A 21,497-nucleotide genomic window follows, 5' to 3' on the forward strand; every position below is an offset into this window, starting at 1 on the left:
GGCATTCGTCATGTTATTCAGTACATGATCAGATCCGATGGATCGGGGCTATCCTGTTGTTCAGGTGCTTCAGGCGGCTTTTTACTTACTCCACAGTTCCAGCTAATCAGCTTTGAATCCCCGTTTATACTGTCCACGCCCTGCAACTCAAGATGTTTACCATTCAGAAAAATTCCACCGTCACTCGTCAGTACCAGACGGGCCTCACCACACACCAGCTCCAGATGCTCGCCAGCGGAATACACAGCGGTTTTACCGGTACTTTCGGTTTTGCTGTTCCCCACGTTAACGCTGGCGTTACGCCCGACATTAACGTTGTATTTCATTCCCACATTAAGTGATTTGAATATCCCAACCTCAGAAGACTGCATCAACGCCACCGAGGTATTCATGATGCCGCCTACGGTGGTCTGATATGCCAGTCCCACATTCAGGGCACGGACAATCCCCACAGTTTCCACCTGATTTGCTCCCACCTTGATCACCTGGTTACTGCCCACTTTCTCCACCTGGTTGACGCCGATGGTCTGGATTTGGTTATTGGTGACAGCGATCACCTGATTATTACCGATGGTTTCAGCATGGTTATTCGTCACATCGGTGGTGCGGTTGTGCAGCACCTCGGTATTCATGTTTTTCTGTGCGTGGATATACACCCTCTCCTTCCCTGTCGCATCATCGAACATGAGTTCGTTATACCCGCTGCCCTTGTACGTCTTCGACCGTATCGTCATCTGCGTCTTCGTCCCCGGCAGACCGCCAGGCGGCGGGTTATCCGCATGGTACGTCCGTCCCATGATTATCGGCTGGTCAGGGTCCCCGTTCAGGAAGTCCACTATCACCTCCTGGCCCACCCGCGGTATCGCCAGGTTGCCGAACCCCGGTCCCGCCCACGCCTGCACCACCCGTATCCAGCACGAGCTGTCCTGGTTCGCCGGGTTATACCGGTCCCAGTTAAACTTCACCCGCACCCGGCCATGTTCGTCACAGAAGATTTCCTCCCCCTCAGGGCCGGTAACAGTAGCTGACTGCGGGCCGTCCACTGACGGCTTTTCCATTGGCCGGGGTCGCCACGTCCTGTCCGCCGGTATCACCGTAAAATCATTCTCAAGGGTGGTCCCTGAACCGGAACGCCCCGCCACCGCCTGCGGTTGTTTCCCCTGCAAATCGCTGCTCACCACCTGCCATTCCCGGTTCAGGCCCGCCTGCGGATGTTCCGTCAGCTGAATACGCCGCCCCGGCCATATTGCCGGAGAACGACTTTTTCCCTGCGCCTCTTCGGCATTATTGCGCCAGCCCTCCACCTGCCAGCGGGCGAAGTTCTGCCCGTGGCCGTCCTTGAAGCGCCCCGGATAATCAAACACTTCATACTGTGTACGCTGATAATCCTGGTTCTGCCCCTGCTGCTCAAAGCGGCCCGCCCAGCCGGGGCGTTTAAAGGTGTAGTCCTTGCCAATGACAGAAGAGGGGCGTATCTGTGCGCTGTGGCGGAACTGGCTGATGCACGGCGTGCTCACTTCGGTCCGGGTATTCGGGTTCCACGGGATGTCAAACGCCTCCGGCAGAAAGCGCACCGTGTCACACAGCACCAGACTCTGGTCGTCGCTGTCAGGCGAGTGCTCTTCGTAGAAGAACAGTCCTTCCTCCGCCGCCATCCGCGCCAGAAAGTCATAATCCGTTTCACCGTACTGCACGCAGAATTCCCGCGCCGGATGCGCCTCACTGAACAGCGGACTCCAGTCCGTCACCCCGTTTTCCTGCAATATCGTCCCCAGAATGCTTTTAATATCCTCATTCTGAAAAATACGGGAGTTCTGCCGCAGGGAGGCACGCCACACCGGTGGCCGGACAATCATGCTGTACAGCATCTGATGTCCATCGTTTTCCCCCTGCTCAAACCAGGTCACAATACCGTTCACCCGGCGCTGTATCTCCGTGCCCTGCCAGATTTTAAGATGGGCTGTTTTTTCCAGAACCTGAGAGAAATCAATGCTGAGAAGCTGCTGGCTGACCAGCGAAATATTGAGGGTGAACAACGAGGAAAGGGACTGCTCCAGGTGAAAGGATGTCACGGCCAGCGCATCCGGTGGCAGGCCGTCCACCTCCAGTGTGAAACGTAATCCTGTTGACATGAATAATCTCCTGAATTAACAGGGAAAAGAAACCACCAGCCAGACTGCGGCGAATGACAGTACAGTGTTACGTTTGCATTATTCAGGCACGCTACCGCCGAAGTTTCCGGCGTCCGCCATCTCCCGTAAAAAACGTAACCCCTTACTGACACTGCTTTTTTGTTTACGATCCCCAACAAAAACAGCACCCTGCCCGTAAGGGTGGGGTGCTGTGGATTCAGCCTTACGCTTCCAGCGGCGCGCGCCAGTCATCAGCACCAGAGGTGCCGGACTTGACGTGCTCCCACTCGATTTTGCGGTAGGCCAGTGAGACTTCGAGCAATTGCGTGAACTCGCGCTTCGCCGGATCCTGGCAGTGCGGCATATGCAACTTCATATCCACAATCGTCGAGTCCGTCAGGCGGGTGGTGAAATAGTGCTCCTGTTTGCCTTCAACAGAGGTACGCCACCAGTGCAGTTCAGTTTTCGGCAGCATTTCGCCGGAGGCCAGCGCGTTGTACAGCAGTGGTACGGCTTTGTTCAGCGCTACAGTAAAAATGAACGGCTTGTGCGAACGCTGACCACTCGGCTGCCCGGACTGCGGATCGGTGGGTACAGTCACGTTGTGCTGGAATTCCTGTACCAGCATTTCATCCTCGTGCCCCTGCACGTAGATATTGCCGACAGAATCTGCGGTAAATGCACCAGCGGTAATATTCCCCTGGGTTTGCCCCGTAATTGAGATGTAACACGGTGTTGGCATTCATAAACTCCTTGTTAACGATTAACGACACTTACATACATCTGCCAAAAGATATCCGGCAGATAAAAACATGCTTAACACATAAAAAACTCTGTAGTTTAAACTCTCTTCACATGGCAGATTGAACCGTAAACCCAGAGGCTAAAAAGCATATTCCTGATGACTGAATTAAATATTCACACATCCATTATGGTGATACATCAATATTCATTTCTATAAAATAATGACAATATCATATTCATGAATAAATATTATATTCATCATTGCTCCATTACTCCAATCGGTAAAACCCATTCACCAACCAACCCGTAACATAAAGATAATTGCGGTATATGGATTCATGAAAAATATATTAACAACATATAAAACAAAATAAAAACCACATATAAATCATATAATTACATAAAAATAAAAATCACTGAAATTTCTTTTAATTTATTCTTAACGAAACCAATACAACCTGAACAATAACCACAACAGAAGGATACTCCTGTATTTCATTTAGAAAAAGTGCTTCTCAAAAAATTTTCTTCGCGTAATAATGATTGCCAGTTGTTTTTATTGCACGGTATTTCATGGTCTGTACGGAGATGCAGAAAACATAACATAACCTGATGGATGATCTCTATGAGCAAAGATTATAACGGCAGTGTAGCCCCCAAAGAACGCATTAATATTTCTTACGTTCCAAAAACTGACGGCGAGCCTTCTGAGGTGGAATTACCCCTCAATATGTTGATAGTGGGAGATACCGGAAACTCACAAGAAACAGCACCACTTGATGAACGCCAGATGGTTTCTATCGACAAGCATTCATTCAATTCAGTGATGGCAGAAGCTTCCATTAGCCTAGATTTTGCAGTTCCGGCAGCATTGAAGGACGACGCAAAAGATGACGATGAGATGAATGTCTCGCTGGAAATCAAATCCCTGAACGATTTTTCTCCGGACAGTGTGGCAAAACAAGTGCCGGAGTTGAACAAATTGCTGGAACTACGCGAAGCGCTGACAGCATTAAAAGGGCCGCTGGGTAATTTGCCAGCATTTCGCGCCCAGCTTCAGGCATTGCTGGAAAATGAAGAATCCCGCGAACAGTTACTGCGGGAGATCAGCCAGGCAGAAAACCAGTAATCTCTGTTTTTCAGGGAGATTATCCTGGTATGGGCTTGCGGAAAGATACCACCAGAACCGATGACGCAATAACGCAGACAGTGAGCCGGTTATGTATCACTCAGACAGGCGATATCAACACAGAAACACTGGATGTATTGATCGCGGCGCCTGACCAGAGGCTCGGATGTCTGATGGATGAAATCATCCATATCAACGGGTATCAGCAGATGAAGCCACACTGGCGGAAGGTGTTCCACTGACCGTGAAACCTGACTCCAGAAATACAGATCAACACAAGGATTTTCAGTATGTCGTTAAAGGAAGAGGAACTTGTTTCCACCCGCGCTGAACAGGGAAGCCATGCCCCGTCGTTGCTTGATGAAATCATGGCACAAACCCGTATCCAGCCCGGTGCTGACGGTTATGATATTGCCCGACAGGGCGTAACGGCTTTTGTTGCCAGCCTTCTGCAATCCAGCTCACCAGCAGAACCCGTAAATAAACTGGCCGTGGACAGTATGATTGCGGATATTGACGCCCGAATCAGCCGCCAGATGGATGCTATTATTCACGCCCCTCAGTTTCAGCAACTGGAGTCATTCTGGCGTTCAATGAAAGCCCTGGTGGACCGCGTTGATTTTCGCGAGAATATTAAGGTTAATATCCTGCATGTCACCAAAGAAGAACTGCTGGACGATTTCGAGTTCGCGCCAGAGATTACCCAGTCAGGCTTCTACAAGCATGTTTATTCCAGCGGATTTGGTCAGTTTGGTGGTGAACCCATCGCGGCGGTATTAGGCGCATATGAGTTCAAAAATACCACGCCAGACATGAAACTGCTGAACTATGTCAGCGCCGTCGGCGCTATGGCCCATGCGCCGTTCCTTTCTTCCATATCGCCGGAATTTATGGGACTCAATTCATGGACTGAGCTGCCCAATATCAAAGATCTTTATGCCATCTTTGAAAGCCCTGCTTACACAAAATGGCGCGCCCTACGTGATTCCGAAGACTCTCGCTACCTGGGGCTGACCGCACCGCGTTTTCTGCTCCGCCAGCCCTATTCAGCCACCGAAAACCCCATCAGAAGCTTCAACTACGCCGAAGATGTCAGCCACAGCCACGAGCATTATCTTTGGGGCAATACCGCCTGGATGCTAGCCAGTAATGTGGCCGACTCGTTCGCAAAATATAGATGGGCGCCGAATATTATTGGGCCGCAGAGCGGCGGCGCGGTAAAAGATCTTCCGGTACATTTATATGAATCAATGGGACAGATTCAGGCCAAGATCCCAACAGAGGTGTTGATCACCGACCGCCGTGAGTTCGAACTGGCCGAAGAGGGGTTCATCACGCTGACCATGCGCAAGGGCAGCGATAACGCCGCCTTTTTCTCCGCCAATTCGGTTCAGAAACCCAAGCATTTTCCGGGCAAAGATGCCGAAACCAACTACAAGCTGGGTACACAACTACCGTACCTGTTCATTATCAACCGCCTCGCACACTACATTAAAGTTTTGCAACGCGAGCAGCTCGGGTCGTGGAAAGAGAGAAGTGACCTTGAGCGAGAACTCAATATTTGGGTCCGCCAGTATGTCGCTGACCAGGAGAATCCGCCCACTGACGTCCGCAGCCGTAAGCCCCTGCGTGGCGCTAAAGTTGAGGTCCTGGACGTGGACGGCGAACCAGGCTGGTATCAGGTGGCAATTTCCGCAAGACCCCATTTTAAATATATGGGTGCGTCGTTTGAACTGTCTTTAGTCGGACGGTTAGACAAGTGATACCGGAGCACGAGAGACCTGCCGGATCGCTGTTTGAGCGTCTGGAAAACCCTCCTGCCAGAAACTGGCGGGGGGACAGCAATATAAAGGCATTCAGACAGTCCATTCGCCACAGCCTGCGAAATATCCTGAATACCCGCTCCGGCAGTTGTCGGGGTACCCCGGAGCTCGGCATCGAAGAGCCGGAAGGAGCAGATAATTATCGCAGCGCCATGAGCCAGGCTATCGTGCAGTGCATTGAGCGTTATGAACCCCGAATCTCACATTCTGAGGTTCGGGCGGTGCTTCCCCTTATGGCCAGCCCACAGGAAATAACATTCCATATCACCGCCTGGGTGACATTTAACGACATCGACGATGTGCTTGAGTTTGATATGGCACCGGACGGCAGTCAGCATTATCGGGTGGAGTAGTAAAATGGAATTCGAAGAGCGTTATTACAGGCAGGAACTGAATTACCTTCGCCAGTTAAGTAAACAACTGGCAACCGAAAAGCCGCATCTGGCCCGGTTTCTGGCTGAAAAAGGAGCCGATCCGGATATCGAGCGTCTACTGGAAGGCGTGGCATTTCTGACCGGCAATCTGCGCCAGAAAATTGAGGATGAGTTTCCTGAGCTGACACACGGCTTGATCAAAATGCTGTGGCCCAATTATCTGCGCCCGGTGCCGTCGATGACGCTGATTGAATACAGCCCGGATATGGACAAAACCTCCGTGCCGGTATGCATCCCCCGCAACGAACAGTTCACAACCGGTTCGAAAGAGACTCAGGGAAACCAGGTATTGTCTGCGTATTCCGGCAATGAACACGATGTAGCCCCGCCCTGTACGTTCACTCTTTGCCGGGATATCTGGCTGCTGCCCGTTCAACTGGATCAGGTAGAGGATCGCAGTACGCCCCGCCATGGCATTATTGATATTACATTTGCCATCGCACCTGGTACAGATTTCACCACTCTGGATCTAAACAAGCTGCGCTTCTGGCTGGGCAACGATGATAACTATACCCGCTACCAGCTGTATTTGTGGTTTTGCGAATATTTACAGGGCGCAGAGTTGCTTACGGGCGAGCAGTCGATCCCGATGCCCGAATTTATGCTGAAAGCTGTGGGGTTTGAACCAGAAGATGCCATGCTGCCCTGGCCCGGTAATGTCCACAGCGGCTACCGCATTCTCCAGGAATTTTTCTGCTACACCGACAGTTTTCTCTTTTTCGATGTCTGTGGCATTCCGGCGCTACTTGACAGATTGAAGGAGAATCGTTTCACCCTGCGGCTGCGTTTTTCGCGCCCTTTACCCGTGGATATCCAGTTACACTGCGACTCCCTGCGTTTATATTGTGCGCCCGCCATTAATCTTTTTTTCCATCATGCCGAAGCGATTACGCTGGATCACCAGCGGGCAGATTATCCACTGATACCCAGCCGCCACTATCCGGATCATTACGACATTTTTTCGGTTAACAGTGTGGTGAGCCAGACGCAGGGTATATTCAGAAAAAAAGAGTTTGGACAACCCATTACAACACCTTCTGTGCGTCAGTGGCCTGCATTTGAAAGTTTCAGTCATCAGATGGAATACAGTCGCAAGCGGGAAGTTGTCTACTGGCAGCACCGGACAAAGACCTCGCTGTTTCAGCGGGGCTTTGATCATAGCCTTGCTTTTATTCACGCTGATGGCGGCCACCCGGATGCCTCGCTGCTTAATAATGAAGTGGTCTCAGTATCGCTGACCTGCACCAACCGTGAGTTGCCGATACAGATCCTGCCTGGCGACATAACAGGTACAACAGGTAAAAACGCGTCAGTGGCATCGTTTCGCAATATCACCCGACCCACGCCGCCACTCTGGCCGGTTATAGACGGCAGCCTGCACTGGTCCCTGTTGTCCGCCATGAACCTGAATTATCTCTCACTGCTGGATGCTGATGCGCTCAAACAGGTCATAGCCAATTTTGACCGCCACGCCATTCATCATCCACAGATGGCTCGCCTGTCACAGCAAAAGCTGGATGCCATTGAACGGCTGGACACCAGACCCGTTGATCGCCTGTTTACCGGGATACCGGTGCGTGGTCTGGCGTCAACTCTGTATATCCATCCGGGACCGTTTGTCTGTGAAGGAGAGATGTACCTTCTGGGTGCAGTTTTGTCGCACTTTCTGTCGCTGTATGCCAGCGTCAATTCATTCCACATGCTGACCGTTGTTAACACGGAAAGCCAGGAGTCATGGAAATGGGCGGAAAGAACCGGACAACACCCGCTCATCTGACTCCGGACGATGCTACGGTACAGGATGAACAAAACGCATTACGGGAGAGTTTTCTTCAGGACGCCTGCGCCTGTAATTTTTTTGCTCTCTCAGAACTGCTGCACCGGCTGGCATCAGAGGGGGAAGAAACACCGGAATTATCGCTGGATACCCCTCCGTCACAGGAGACCATTCATTTCCGGGCTGATGCCAGCCTGGGCTTTCCGGTAAGTGATGTCAGCGCGCTAGAGCAGGAGACCTCCGGGCAGTTCCGGATGACCACCACCTTTATGGGGTTACAGGGCAGCCAGTCTCCCCTGCCAGGTTATTACCTTGATCACCTGGCCTGGAAATCCGCACATGAGCAAAGTCCGGTTGGTGATTTTCTGGATATGTTCAGCCACCGCCTGACACAGTTCGTCTGGCATACCTGGCGTAAGTATCGCTACCACGTCTCTTTCCGTAACGGTGGCGTGGATGTGTTCTCGCAACGGATGTATTCCCTGGTCGGGCTTGGCCACCGGCAACTTCGCGAAAGGCTACCAGTTAATCACAGCAAAATGCTGGCCTATGCCGGAATACTGGCGAATCCGGGACGCTCGCCAGAGATCGTCTGCTCGCTGGTCGCGCACTGTTTCGATTTAAATTTATCTGACGTGACACTGCAAAACTGGCAGCGACGGATGGTGGAAATAGAGCCGGATCAGCAAAACAGTCTCGGATGTTACACGATTAAAAATGGCGAAAAACTGGCCGGTCGATCGGTGCTGGGCAGTTTTGTTCTCGGGACGAGTGTTCCCGATCTCAGCGGTAAATTTCAGTTAAGCATTAACAACCTGAGTCGTAAGCGGTTTCTCTCGTTCCTGCCATCAGGAGAAAGCTTTCTGCCGCTGGCGATGTTTGTCTCCTTCGTCCTGCGCGATCAACTTGCCTGGGATTTGCACCTGGGACTGGCACCGGAGCAGGTGGGCACCATGCGGCTGGGCGATAACAAGAGCTCACTACTGGGCTGGACGTCATTTCTCGGCGAACCGGGAGAGCATCCCTCAGTCACCATCAGGGTCAGGGAGTAAAATATAACCATCATGGAGCATGATATGGCGGAAGAAAAAACGCGACAACAAACGCTTTCACTGCATGTCGTCAACGGCAGCGAACTGGAAAGCGGGCGCGCGGCACGGTGTCTGTTCACACAGAGCGGGGATGTGGGCCACAGCAGTGAGTGCCACTGGCCGGTTCAGGGCAGGCATCAGGATGTTCCGGCGAAAGCGTTCAGCATCAGTCTGCATGATGGCGCATTCTGCCTGCATCAGCTGACCGCACCACTATGGCTGAATCAGGCCAAAGTCACGGTAGCCTCGGATCTGGTGCAGTTACGCCAGGGCGATGAGATCCAGACGGGGCATCTGATACTCCGGGTTTATCTGAATCAGGGCGGGATGCGGCATTACGACGAAGAGATGGCTACCCCTGAAACCATTGTTTCTAACCACGACACTTTGTCAGACACGTTGCTGTCCACTGACAGCGCACCGGAATATCCGGGAATGCCGTCCCGCCACCAGCTTGCCGATACCGTTGTGAATGGCTTTTCCACCGACCCATTGCAGGCGCTGCGGACCGAAAGTCTGACCACAAGGGACAATCCTCTTGCGGCAATCACGCCTGTACGTCCATCCGCTCCGTTGTCCGATCCGGTCACACATGGCGGGATCAACACACCGTTTATGGATCTGCCATCAATGTATGCCTATCCGCAGGACAGCGATGATGACGCAATTTCACCGGCAGAGGCGGCACAGCGCCATCTCGCTGTAACCCCGTTACTGCGAGGGTTGGGAGGATCGCTTACTGTGCATAACACGAAAGATGCCGATGATTTTCTGGAAGAAGCCGGGAGGACACTGCAGGCGGCGATTAAAGGGCTGCTTGAGCTACAGCAGCACCGCAACAGCCTATCTGACAAACATCTGCGCCCGCTGGAAGATAATCCGTTGCGCCTGAATATGGACTACGCCACCGCTCTGGACGTGCTGTTTGCCGAAGGAAAAAGCCCGGTTCATCTCGCCGCACCTGCCGCCGTCAGCGAGAGCCTGCGCAATATCCGCCATCACGAAGAAGCCAACCACGCGGCCATTGTGGAATCGCTGCGCGTGCTGCTGGACGCCTTCTCGCCGCAGAGCCTGATGCGCCGTTTTGTGCAGTATCGCCGCAGCCATGAACTACGCAATCCGCTGGATGATGCCGGAGCCTGGCAGATGTACTGCGATTACTACGACGAACTGGCCTCCAGCCGCCAGCAGGGCTTTGAGATGCTTTTTAACGAAGTGTATGCCCAGATCTTTGACCGGGTACTTCGTGAAAAACAGCGGGAGCCGGAAGCATGACAGGGCGTGGTTTCCTCGCCTGGGTATTGGTGGCGTTGTTAACCATCGCCTTGTGTGGTTGTGAAACAGCAAAAAAAATCGGCCAGGTCATTAAAAACCCAGATATTCAGGTCGGAAAACTGGCTGACCAGTCGTCACTGGTGACGATTACGTTGCTGACGGAGCCGGATGCCAACATCAATGCGGACGGTGAAGCTGCGGCGGTGGACGTACAACTGGTTTACCTGAGTGATGATTCGAAATTACAGGCTGCGGATTATGACCAGCTCGCAAGTACGCCGTTACCGGATGCACTGGGGAAAAACTATATCGATCACCAGGATTTCAGCCTGCTGCCCGACACCATAAAAACCCTGCCGCCAGTGAAGATGGATGAGAAGACGCAGTTTATCGGCGTGATTGCCTACTTCTCCGACGACCAGACCACACAATGGAAACAAATCGAACCGGTGGCAGGGACAGGACACAACTACCGCCTGCTGGTACATATCCGCCAGAGCAGTATTGAAATGAAAAAAGAGGATGATTAACGATGGCAACCACGCGAAACAAGGTGATGTGGCGGGAAGGGACACTGATGCGTCCGCACCACCTCCAGCAACAGCAACGTTATAACGATTATGTGAATAACCTGCGTTTCCGGGCCATTCATGATTTATCCTGGGGATTTACGGAGTTGTCCATCAACAACGAGTTGCTGGCACAGGGTAAAATCATGCTCGACAGTGCGTCGGGCACGCTGCCGGATGGCACGGTGTTCTCCCTTCCGGATCAGGATTCGCTGCCCGCTCCGCTGCATCCGGACAGTTTTCCCGATGAAGAAAGCCGTAATGTCTATCTGGCCTTACCTGTCGCCAGCGATGTGAGAGGCGAAGTCAGTTACGGGCAACAGATCGGGCGTTACCGGCTGCACGATGCTGATGTCCGGGATCTGCATTCAGAGAATGGTGATGCGCGTGCACTGACGCTGGGGCAGTTAACCCCCCGCATTATGAGTGGGGCAGACGATATGAGTGCATATGTCACACTGCCACTGTGCCGTATCAAAGACAGGCGTGCAGACGGCTCTCTGATGCTGGATGACAGTTTTATCCCCTCCTGCCAGAACATCCATGTCAGCGCACGGCTTCGTGAATTTCTCCGCGAAATCCAGGAGGCAGTCGGCGGCCGGGCCAATGACCTGGCTAACCGCATTGGTTCTCCGGCGCAAAGCGGTATTGCCGATGTGGCGGAATTTATGATGCTGCAACTGCTCAACCGTAACCAGACCCGCTTCACTCACCGCGCCCGCAGACCACAGCTTCATCCGGAAGAGTTTTATCTCGATCTTGCTGGGCTGCTGGGAGAACTCATGACATTTACCGAGCCGTCCCGCCTGCCCTGTCCGCTGGATGTCTATGATCACCGTAACCTGACGGACACCTTCAACACGCTGTTACCGGAAGTGAAGCGGGCACTGCATACCGTCCTATCGCCCAGGGCGGTTAACCTGCCGCTGCATCTGCGCGATGGCATCTGGCAGGCTGACGTACATGACTCAGCACTGTTGCAGTCAGCCACCTTCGTGCTGGCAGTGGCGGCGAAAATGGAGACACAGCAACTCCAGCGCCAGTTTATCCAGCAGTCAAAAATTTCCTCGCCGGAAAAAATTCGCAATATGGTCAGTGTGCAAATCCCCGGTATCCCGCTGCATACGCTGATGGTGGCCCCCCGCCAGCTTCCGTACCATGCCGGTTTCAGCTATTTCGAACTGGACAAGAGCGGTCCAGCCTGGGCGGATGTGGCGGCTACCGGTGCCGTCGCCCTGCATGTATCCGGTTCGTTTCCGGATCTGAACATGCAACTGTGGGCTATAAGAGGATAAGACGATGGATGCGCTATCACTGCCCCCTTTACCCGAATACGAAAGCGAAGGCCTCCGTCAGTACCAGCTTACGCTGCGCGGCAACAGCCTGAACCCGATGATCGACGCCGCAACACCGCTGCTGGGGATGGTAATGCGTGTTGCGGGGATGAACAGCCATGCCATGCCTGAACACCTGTTCACTCAGGTGGTGACGGATGTGCAGGCAATGGAGCAGCTACTTCAGGAGCAGGGCTATGAGCCAGGTGTGATTATCTCGTTTCGTTACATCCTCTGTACTTTTATAGATGAAGCGGCACTGGGTAACGGCTGGTCCAACAAGAACGAGTGGATCAAACAGTCGTTACTGGTGCATTTCCACAATGAAGCCTGGGGTGGTGAAAAGGTCTTTATTCTGCTGGAACGCCTGATGCGCGAGCCAAAACGCTACCAGGATCTGCTGGAGTTTTTGTATATCTGCTTTTCACTGGGCTTTCGCGGGCGCTATAAAGTCGCGCCTCAGGATCAGGGGGAGTTTGAGCAGATATACCGCCGCCTGTATCACGTCCTGCATAAACTGCGCGGCGATGCGCCCTTTCCACTGCTGCACCAGGATAAAAAAGCCCATGGCGGACGCTACCAGCTCATTAAACGACTGACCATCCGCCATGTTCTGTCCGGCGGTATCATCGTGCTGGCGCTGTTTTATCTGTTCTATCTGCTGCGCCTGGACGGCCAGACGCAGGACATTCTTCACCAGTTAAACCGGCTGCTCGCCAGGTAAGGACACATATGATCCAGATTGATTTGGCCACACTGGTAAAACGGCTTAATCCCTTCGCGAAACAGGCGTTGGAAGCCGCAGCCTCGGAGTGTATGAGCCAGCAGGCGGCGGAAATCACTGTCAGCCACGTACTGCTCCAGATGCTGGCTATCCCGCGCAGCGATTTGCGGGTCATTACTGAACGCGCCGGGATCGGCACCGATGATTTACGCCAAGCGCTGACAGTGGAAAATTACGCCACCACCCGTTCAGTGGATAGCTATCCGTCGTTTTCCCCCATGCTGGTTGAATGGCTGAAAGAGGCCTGGCTGTTGGCGTCCGCTGAAATGCAGCAGACAGAGTTGCGCGGCGGCGTCCTGCTGCTCGCCCTGCTCCACTCGCCGCTGCGCTACGTACTGCCCACCGCCGCCCGGCTGCTCACTGCCATCAACCGCGACCAGCTACAGCAGGATTTTGCTGGATGGACGAAGGCGTCAGCCGAGTCGGTTATGCTGAATGCGGACGGGCAGGTCATCAGCGCCGCAACCGATACCGGCGACAGCCTGCTTGCCCGCTACGCCAGAAACATGACCGATGATGCCCGCAACGGCAGGCTCGATCCAGTATTGTGCCGCGATAATGAAATTGACCTGATGATTGATATTCTCTGCCGCCGCCGTAAAAATAATCCGGTGGTAGTCGGTGAGGCAGGCGTCGGCAAAAGCGCGCTGATCGAAGGACTGGCGCTGCGCATTGTCGCAGGCAAGGTACCGGACAAGCTGCGCGATACCGATATTATGACCCTGGATCTTGGTGCACTACAGGCAGGCGCATCGGTGAAAGGCGAGTTTGAGAAGCGCTTTAAGGGGCTGATGGCGGAGGTCATTCAGTCACCGAAACCCGTTATTCTGTTTATCGACGAGGCCCACACGCTGATTGGCGCGGGCAACCAGCAGGGCGGGCTGGATATCTCTAACCTGCTAAAACCTGCGCTGGCACGCGGCGAGCTGAAAACCATCGCCGCCACCACCTGGAGCGAATATAAAAAATATCTCGAGAAAGACGCTGCCCTGTCGCGTCGTTTCCAACTGGTAAAAGTACGCGAACCCAATGCTGCCGAATCCACCATTATTCTGCGCGGCCTGTCGGTGGTGTATGAGCAGTCCCACGGCGTGCTGATTGATGATGAAGCCTTACAGGCAGCAGCAACGTTAAGCGAGCGCTATCTTTCCGGGCGTCAGTTACCGGATAAAGCCATTGATGTGCTGGATACCGCCTGCGCCCGCGTTGCGATCAATCTTTCCTCTCCACCACGGCAAATTTCAGCGCTGACCACACTGAGCCATCAGTGCAAAGCAGAAATTCACCAGCTTGAGCGTGAAATCCGCATAGGCCTGCGATCTGATACCTCGCGGTTGAATGAAGTACTGGTGCAGTATGACGAAACGCTGACCGAATTGGATGAGCTGGAAACAGCATGGCACCAGCAGCAGGCGCTGGTACAGGAAATTATCTCGCTGCGTAAAGGGCTGCTGGATGAATCCGTTAGCAGTGAAGAAGAAAATGTGCAGTCAGAAGAAGTGGATGCCGCCCCCCCCCCGTTCCGGCAAATGAATTCGCGACGAAGCAACCAGAAACCGTCCCAGAACGCTGTCCTGCAGAACGACTGGCAGCGCTGACCGCCGAACTGAATACTCTGCACCATACGCAGCTACTGGTTTCCCCACACGTCGATAAAAAACAAATCGCAGCTGTGATTGCCGAATGGACAGGCGTACCACTTAACCGTCTGTCGCAGAACGAGATGTCGGTCATCACCGATTTGCCGCTGTGGCTGGGTGACATTATCAAGGGCCAGAATCTGGCGATTAAGCATCTGCATAAGCACCTGCTGACAGCGCGTGCGGATCTGCGCCGCCCGGGGCGACCTCTGGGTGCATTCCTGCTGGCCGGCCCCAGCGGCGTGGGTAAAACGGAAACCGTGTTGCAACTGGCAGAACTGCTCTATGGCGGTCACCAGTACCTCACCACCATCAATATGTCCGAATTCCAGGAGAAACATACTGTTTCCCGCCTGATTGGTTCCCCTCCAGGCTATGTTGGCTACGGCGAGGGCGGCGTGCTGACCGAAGCGATTCGTCAAAAACCTTACTCCGTAGTGCTGCTTGATGAAGTGGAAAAAGCGCACCCGGACGTGCTTAACCTGTTCTACCAGGCGTTCGACAAGGGCGAGATGGCAGATGGCGAAGGCCGTCTGATTGACTGTAAAAACATCGTCTTTTTCCTCACCTCCAACCTCGGTTATCAGTTGATTGTCGAACATGCCGATCACCCTGAAACCATGCACGACGCGCTGTATCCGATACTGGCAGACTTCTTCAAACCTGCGCTACTGGCACGCATGGAAGTGGTGCCATACCTGCCGCTGTCGCGTGAAACACTCTCCGTCATTATCGCCGGGAAACTGGCGCGGCTGGATAACGTGTTGCGTACCCGCTTCGGTGCAGAGGTGATAATTGAGCCGGAAGTCACCGACGAAATAATGCAGCGCGTCACCCGCGCTGAAAACGGCGCGCGGATGCTGGAGTCGGTCATCGACGGTGAGATGCTGCCGCCGCTCTCCCTGCTGCTGTTGCAGAAAATGGCGGCGAATATCGCCATTGCCCGTATCACGCTGGGTGTGACAAACGGCTCCTTTATCGCTGATGTGGAAGATGCACCGGAGGATAGCACTGATTCCGACACACAGTCGGAACCAGAAACAGAGGACAAAACCGTTCTATGAGCAGAATACAGACGCTCATGATCATAATGCTGCTGCCGGGATTATTCCCCCGCGCAGTACAGGCGGAAACACCTGCAAAACAGGTGATTGCCGTATTGCCGGGGATTGTGGTGCCGGAAACCAACGCACAGACGACGCTCAGTGCCATGCTGGACTGTCGCCGGGAGCCTGCTGCACTGGAGCGTCTTGACTGCTATGACCATATTCTGGCACCAGAGCAATCCAGCTTTAATGGCGCGCTGGTAAAGGCCCGTTATGAAGGTGAAGCCTGGAAACGGGCTTTCGCCCAGGAGAAACAGCGCCCGGATAATTCCACCGCACTACTGATGACGCAGAGCGATGGCGAACGCCCAACAGTGGTTATTACTACACCAGCCATCGGCAACGTCCCGCCACGCCCGGTACTGATGTTCAGTTGTGTGGACAACATCACCCGGATGCAGGTGGCGCTGACCCATTCCATGACGCAGAACGACATCGCCGTGACGCTGACAACTGACCACGGACGCTTTCAGTCTCATTGGTTTATCCGTGAGAACGGTGTCCTGTTGGAGTCCAGCCGCGGACTATCCGGTATTGACGAAATTAAGCAGCTCTTTGGCGCAAAAACCCTGACCATCAACACCGGTACGGACAGTGCCGCCGGAAAACTGACATTTAACATTGACGGGCTGGCGAAAACCATCGCACCGCTGCGTGACGCCTGCCACTGGGCGGGGGAATAAAAATGGCAATGGACTTACGTAACCCGGATACCTGGATTTCACACCTGCTGGAAAATCTGCCGGAAGATAAACATGCCTCCGCGATGAAAGACGATAATCCCGACTGGGAATATATCGATGGCGAAATGCTTAAACTTGGCTCACTGACGCACAGTCAGTTGGATATCCCGGAAATACAGCGCCGGGGATTAGTGCTTCTGGCGTCGGAAAGCAAAGATTTTCGCCTGCTGGCCCACCTTTTACGTACGCTGCAACACGCCGGTGATCCGCTGCTGGCGTTACGTTTACTGACGTTATATGTGGAACATTACTGGACGCAGGCCGCACCGCAAAATGCAGCTCATAAACAGCGTTTCGCCGCCCAGGTACTGAAACGATTTGAATCCGGTGCAGAGAGCTTCGCAGAATCGGCAGATATCACGCAACGCGACAGCCTGCTGGCTGAGCTGGCAAAACTGGCGCAGCGCTGGCAGGAGCAAAATATCCCGGCACTGGCGCAGGCCGTCGATGATCTCTCGTCGCAGTATCGCCGGGCATTTCGCGGGGCAAAGCTTGCGCTGTCTGCCCCGTCACCCACGCCATCCGTCGGCGCACCTCCGGCTGCAGCCACACTACCCTCCCCGGTATCGCCATCGGTGTCCGCCCCCGCTATCCCGACCGTCGATATTGACAGTCATGATGATAAGGCCTGGCGCGACACACTGCTGAAAGTCTCCGCCATTCTCTGTGAGCGCCAGCCGGATTCGCCGCAGGGTTACCGCCTGCGTCGCCATGCGTTATGGCAGGCCATTACATCCGTACCCCAGGCAGAAAGCGACGGGCGAACGCCGCTGGCGGCGGTACCTGCTGATATGACCGCCGATTATCAGACCCGACTGAGCAATGCCGATCTGGCGCTCTGGCAACAGGTGGAAAAAAGCCTGCTTCTGGCCCCGTACTGGCTCGATGGGCATTACCTTTCGGCGCAAACCGCGCAACGCCTGGGTTACTCCAGTGCAGCAGAAGCCATCCGGGATGAAATGGCCCGTTTTCTCGTCCGCCTGCCGCAACTTGCCACCCTGCGGTTTAATGACCGCACGCCGTTTATGAGTGAGCAGACAAAACAGTGGCTGGCGACGTCTCCGGGCAGTCAGACAGCCCCGATTATGCGGACCGACGAAGACACAGAGGCTGTCCACCAGTGTTTCAGCGAGAAGGGACTGGAAGCCGCACTGCAATACCTGGAAAAGCTGCCGGAAGGCGATCCGCGCGATCAGTTTCTCCGGCAGTATCTGGGCGCGCAACTGATGGAAGACGCCGGAATGGTGCAGCTTGCACAGCAGCAGTACCGGATGTTGTTTAAAGCAGGGCTGCGTATGACGCTGGCTGACTGGGAGCCGTCCCTGCTGGAGCAACTGGAAAACAAATTCACGGCAGAAAAATAATAACGTAACAAGGAGTTACCGTGTTCAGATTACCAACCCCTCGACTGTTCAGCAGTCTGCGATCCGTCCTCCGACCGGCGATGCCCCGCGTTAAGGTTTCCGCCGCCTGGCTGCTGGCACTGGCGTGGATTGTGCTGCTGGTATGCATCTGGTGGAAAGGCCCGTCATGGTCGTTCTACGACGAGCAGTGGCTTAAACCGCTGACGAACCGCTGGCTGGCGACGGCAGCCTGGGCGCTCGCAGCGCTGGTATGGCTTACCGTCAGGGTAATGAAGCGCCTGCAACTGCTGGAAAAACAGCAAAAACAACAGCGTGAAGAGGAAAAAGATCCGCTGACTGTAGAACTGACTGCCCAGCAACGTTATCTCGACCACTGGCTGCTGCGTCTGCAACGCCATCTCGACAACCGTCGCTACCTGTGGCAACTGCCGTGGTATATGGCTATTGGTCCATCCGGAAGTGGCAAAACGTCACTGCTGCGCGAAGGTTTTCCATCCGACATTATTTACGCCCCGGAGGCCGTGCGGGGAGTGGAATTGCGCCGGTATGTTATCCCACATGTGGGAAAACAGGCGGTCATTTTTGATGCAGACGGCCTCCTGTTTGAGCAACAGGAGGCGGATGTGCTGCACCGTCGCCTGTGGACAACTATGCTGGACTGGCTGGTACAAAAACGCGCCAGACAGCCGCTGAACGGCCTGATACTGACGCTGGATCTGCCCGATCTGCTGACTGCCGACAAACGCCGCCGGGAGCACCTGTTGCAAATTCTGCGCGGACGTTTGCAGGATATACGCCAGCACCTTCACTGCCAGTTACCGGTGTATGTGGTACTGACCCGGCTGGATTTACTGTACGGTTTCGCTGCTCTGTTTCAGTCTCTGGACAGGAACGATCGCGATGCCATTCTTGGCGTTACCTTTACCCGTCATGCTCATGAAAATGACGACTGGCGCGCAGAGCTGAATGCATTCTGGCAGACCTGGAGCGAACAGCTCAATAACGCCCTGCCGGAGCGACTGCTAACCCCCGGCTCCCGCAGTTCCCTGTTCAGCTTTGTTCGTCAGATACAGGGTAGCCGTGAACCGCTGGTATCCCTGTTGAGCGGATTACTGGACGGGGAAAATATGGACGTCATGCTGCGAGGCGTGTACTTCACCTCCTCCCTGCAACGCGGCCAGATAGACGATATTTTTATGCAGTCTGCCGCCCGTCAGTTCCGCCTGGGCAATAGCCCGATGACGGCCTGGCCTTTGGTGGACACGGCCCCCTATTTTACCCGCAACCTGTTTCCACAGACTTTACTGGCAGAGCCTAACCTCGCCGGTGAAAGCCGCGTCTGGCTGATGCAGTCCCGCCGCCGGTTATCGGTGTTTTCCGTCACCGGGGGCATCGCCGCGCTGCTGCTGATTATGGGCTGGCATCACTATTACAATAACAACTGGCGTTCCGGCATCACCGTACTGGAGCAGGCCAAAGCCTTTATGTCGGTTCCGCCACCGCAGGGTATGGATGATTATGGCAACCTGCAACTGCCGTTACTCAACCCGGTGCGTGACGCCACGCTGGCCTACGGTGACTGGGGCGATCGCAGCCGTCTGGCCGATATGGGATTGTATCAGGGCAGGCGTGTCGGCCCGTATGTGGAGCAGACCTACCTGCAACTGCTGGAGCAGCGTTACCTGCCGGCCCTGTTTAATGGTCTGCTCAAAGAGATGAACGCCGCGCCGCCGGAGAGCGAGGAAAAACTTGCGGTACTGCGCGTCATCAGAATGCTGGAGGATAAAAGCGGACGCAGCAACGAGGTAGTGAAACAGTACATGGCAAAACGCTGGAGCGATAAGTTCCATGGCCAGCGAGATCTCCAGGCGCAGCTTATGTCTCATCTGGACTATGCCCTGCAGCATACAGACTGGCACGCGGAACGTCAGGCAGGCAACGTCGACGCCACCAGCCGCTGGACGCCTTATGACGGCCCGGTGGTGGCGGCCCAGAAAGAACTCAGCAAACTGCCCGTCTACCAGCGTGTTTACCAGAGTCTGAAAACGCGTGCCCTCGGCGTGCTGCCCGCCGATCTGAACCTGCGTGACCAGGTGGGCGCCACGTTTGATCAGGTGTTTACCTCCGGGGATGATAATAAACTTATTGTTCCGCAATTCCTCACCCGTTACGGCTTGCAAAGTTATTTTGTCAAACAGCGCGATGCGCTGGTCGAACTGACGGCGATGGATTCCTGGGTGCTGAACCTGACCCACAGTGTGAAATACAGCGAGGCAGACCGGGCGGAAATCCAGCGTCAGCTCACCGAACAGTATCTCAGCGACTACACCGCCACCTGGCGCGCCGGGATGGATAACCTTAACGTGCGCAATTACGAATCCATCGCTGAACTGACCGGCGCACTGGAGCAAATTATCAGCGGCGATCAGCCACTCCAGCGGGCGCTGACGGCACTGCGCGACAATACACAGCCCGCCGTACTCTCTGAAAAATTGGATGACAGAGCGCTTCAGGAAGCCATGGCAGAGTCGGAGTATCAGTTACTGACCCGCCTGGGGCATGAGTTCTCCCCGGAGAACAGCACGCTGGCTGTACAGAAAGACAAAGAAAACACTCTGCAGGCAGTTTATCAACAGTTGACGGAACTGCACCGTTATCTGCTGGCGATCCAGAACGCACCGGTACAGGGAAAATCAGCACTGAAGGCGGTGCAGCTACGGCTTGATCAAAACAGCAGCGATCCGATCTTCGCCACCCGACAGATGGCAAAAACTCTGCCTGCCCCGCTTAACCGCTGGGTGGGCAAGCTGGCGGAGCAAGCCTGGCATGTGGTGATGGTGGAAGCAGTCCATTACATGGAGATTGACTGGCGTGACAACGTGGTGAAACCGTTTAACGAGCAGCTCGCCAACAACTATCCGTTTAACCCTCGTTCGTCACAGGATGCATCGCTGGATGCCTTTGAACGCTTCTTTAAACCGGATGGTTTACTGGACACGTTCTACCAACAGAATTTGCGTCTGTTTATAGAAAACGACCTGAGTCTGGAGGACGGGGATAACAACGTGATTATTCGCGAAGACGTCCAGGAGCAACTGAATGCCGCGCAGGAAATTCGCGATGCCTTCTTCAGCAGGCAAAACGGCCTTGGCGCTCAGTTTGCCGTGGAAACCGTATCGCTTTCCGGCAATAAACGGCGCAGCGTACTCAACCTTGACGGTCAGTTAGTGGACTACAGCCAGGGCCGCAATTATACCGCGCATCTGGTTTGGCCAAATAACATGCGTGAGGGTAATGAAAGCAAGCTGACGCTGATTGGCACCGGCGGCAAAACGCCGCGCAGCATCGGTTTCAGCGGACCGTGGGCACAGTTCAGGTTGTTTGGCGCAGGGCAACTCACCGGCGTACAGGATGGCACATTCAGCGTGCGCTTTAACGTGGACGGCGGCGCAATGGTGTACCGGGTGCATACGGACACGGTAGATAACCCGTTCACCGGCGGGCTGTTCAGCCAGTTCTGGTTGCCGGATACCCTGTACTGAGGAGGCTGAA

Annotated in this window: 14 protein-coding genes and 1 pseudogene; 13 read left to right on the forward strand and 2 right to left on the reverse strand. The window is 54.4% G+C overall.

Features of this window, described 5'->3' with window-relative positions; genetic code table 11:
- Positions 1–17: 17 nt before the first annotated feature.
- Complete coding sequence (locus SK38_RS18430) at positions 18–2,132, reverse strand: type VI secretion system Vgr family protein (RefSeq protein ID WP_048236744.1); 2,115 nt, start codon at positions 2,130–2,132, stop codon at positions 18–20.
- Positions 2,133–2,355: 223 nt separating this feature from the next.
- Positions 2,356–2,874 carry an Hcp family type VI secretion system effector gene (locus tag SK38_RS18435; protein WP_032944948.1) on the reverse strand — a complete coding sequence of 173 codons (519 nt, stop codon included), beginning with the start codon at positions 2,872–2,874 and terminating at the stop codon, positions 2,356–2,358.
- A 627-nt stretch (positions 2,875–3,501) separates the two neighbouring features.
- Between SK38_RS18435 and tssB the strand changes: the two genes are divergently transcribed.
- The 13 genes and pseudogenes from tssB (at position 3,502) to tssM (ending at position 21,487) form a co-directional block, all read left to right on the forward strand.
- The gene (gene tssB, locus SK38_RS18440) at positions 3,502–4,005 is read left to right on the forward strand and encodes a type VI secretion system contractile sheath small subunit (RefSeq protein WP_048236746.1); all 504 of its coding nucleotides are present in this window, start codon (positions 3,502–3,504) and stop codon (positions 4,003–4,005) included.
- A 290-nt stretch (positions 4,006–4,295) separates the two neighbouring features.
- Positions 4,296–5,768 (forward strand): type VI secretion system contractile sheath large subunit, encoded by a 1,473-nt coding sequence (gene tssC, locus SK38_RS18450; protein ID WP_032944954.1) that lies wholly within the window; start codon positions 4,296–4,298, stop codon positions 5,766–5,768.
- Positions 5,765–6,181, forward strand: coding sequence for a type VI secretion system baseplate subunit TssE (gene tssE, locus SK38_RS18455; RefSeq protein WP_048236748.1), 417 nt, complete (start codon positions 5,765–5,767; stop codon positions 6,179–6,181). Before tssC ends, tssE begins: the two co-directional genes overlap by 4 nt.
- A 4-nt stretch (positions 6,182–6,185) precedes the next feature.
- The gene (gene tssF, locus SK38_RS18460) at positions 6,186–8,039 is read left to right on the forward strand and encodes a type VI secretion system baseplate subunit TssF (protein ID WP_048236749.1); all 1,854 of its coding nucleotides are present in this window, start codon (positions 6,186–6,188) and stop codon (positions 8,037–8,039) included.
- A complete protein-coding gene (gene tssG, locus SK38_RS18465; RefSeq protein WP_048236750.1) occupies positions 8,003–9,091 on the forward strand; it encodes a type VI secretion system baseplate subunit TssG in 1,089 nt (362 codons plus the stop codon). Before tssF ends, tssG begins: the two co-directional genes overlap by 37 nt.
- A 24-nt stretch (positions 9,092–9,115) precedes the next feature.
- Positions 9,116–10,405 carry a type VI secretion system-associated FHA domain protein TagH gene (tagH, locus tag SK38_RS18470; protein WP_048236751.1) on the forward strand — a complete coding sequence of 430 codons (1,290 nt, stop codon included), beginning with the start codon at positions 9,116–9,118 and terminating at the stop codon, positions 10,403–10,405.
- Positions 10,402–10,935 carry a type VI secretion system lipoprotein TssJ gene (gene tssJ, locus SK38_RS18475; RefSeq protein WP_048236753.1) on the forward strand — a complete coding sequence of 178 codons (534 nt, stop codon included), beginning with the start codon at positions 10,402–10,404 and terminating at the stop codon, positions 10,933–10,935. The genes tagH and tssJ overlap by 4 nt, the downstream gene beginning before the upstream one ends.
- Positions 10,936–10,937: 2 nt before the next feature.
- Positions 10,938–12,269: a type VI secretion system baseplate subunit TssK gene (gene tssK, locus SK38_RS18480; protein ID WP_048236754.1), complete on the forward strand. Its 1,332-nt coding sequence runs from the start codon at positions 10,938–10,940 to the stop codon at positions 12,267–12,269.
- A 4-nt stretch (positions 12,270–12,273) separates the two neighbouring features.
- On the forward strand, positions 12,274–13,032 hold the full coding sequence (gene icmH, locus SK38_RS18485; protein WP_048236755.1) for a type IVB secretion system protein IcmH/DotU: 759 nt from the start codon (positions 12,274–12,276) through the stop codon (positions 13,030–13,032).
- 8 nt (positions 13,033–13,040) lie between these two features.
- Positions 13,041–15,796 (forward strand): annotated as a pseudogene (gene tssH, locus SK38_RS18490) (type VI secretion system ATPase TssH).
- The gene (gene vasI / locus SK38_RS18495; RefSeq protein ID WP_048236756.1) at positions 15,793–16,521 is read left to right on the forward strand and encodes a type VI secretion system-associated protein VasI; all 729 of its coding nucleotides are present in this window, start codon (positions 15,793–15,795) and stop codon (positions 16,519–16,521) included. Before tssH ends, vasI begins: the two are co-directional and overlap by 4 nt.
- 2 nt (positions 16,522–16,523) lie before the next feature.
- Positions 16,524–17,945: a type VI secretion system protein TssA gene (tssA, locus tag SK38_RS18500; protein ID WP_048236757.1), complete on the forward strand. Its 1,422-nt coding sequence runs from the start codon at positions 16,524–16,526 to the stop codon at positions 17,943–17,945.
- 110 nt (positions 17,946–18,055) lie between these two features.
- Positions 18,056–21,487 carry a type VI secretion system membrane subunit TssM gene (gene tssM / locus SK38_RS18505; protein WP_156183274.1) on the forward strand — a complete coding sequence of 1,144 codons (3,432 nt, stop codon included), beginning with the start codon at positions 18,056–18,058 and terminating at the stop codon, positions 21,485–21,487.
- Positions 21,488–21,497: the final 10 nt, after the last annotated feature.

This window comes from Citrobacter sp. MGH110 (assembly GCF_001037515.1).
Lineage (GTDB): Bacteria > Pseudomonadota > Gammaproteobacteria > Enterobacterales > Enterobacteriaceae > Citrobacter > Citrobacter portucalensis.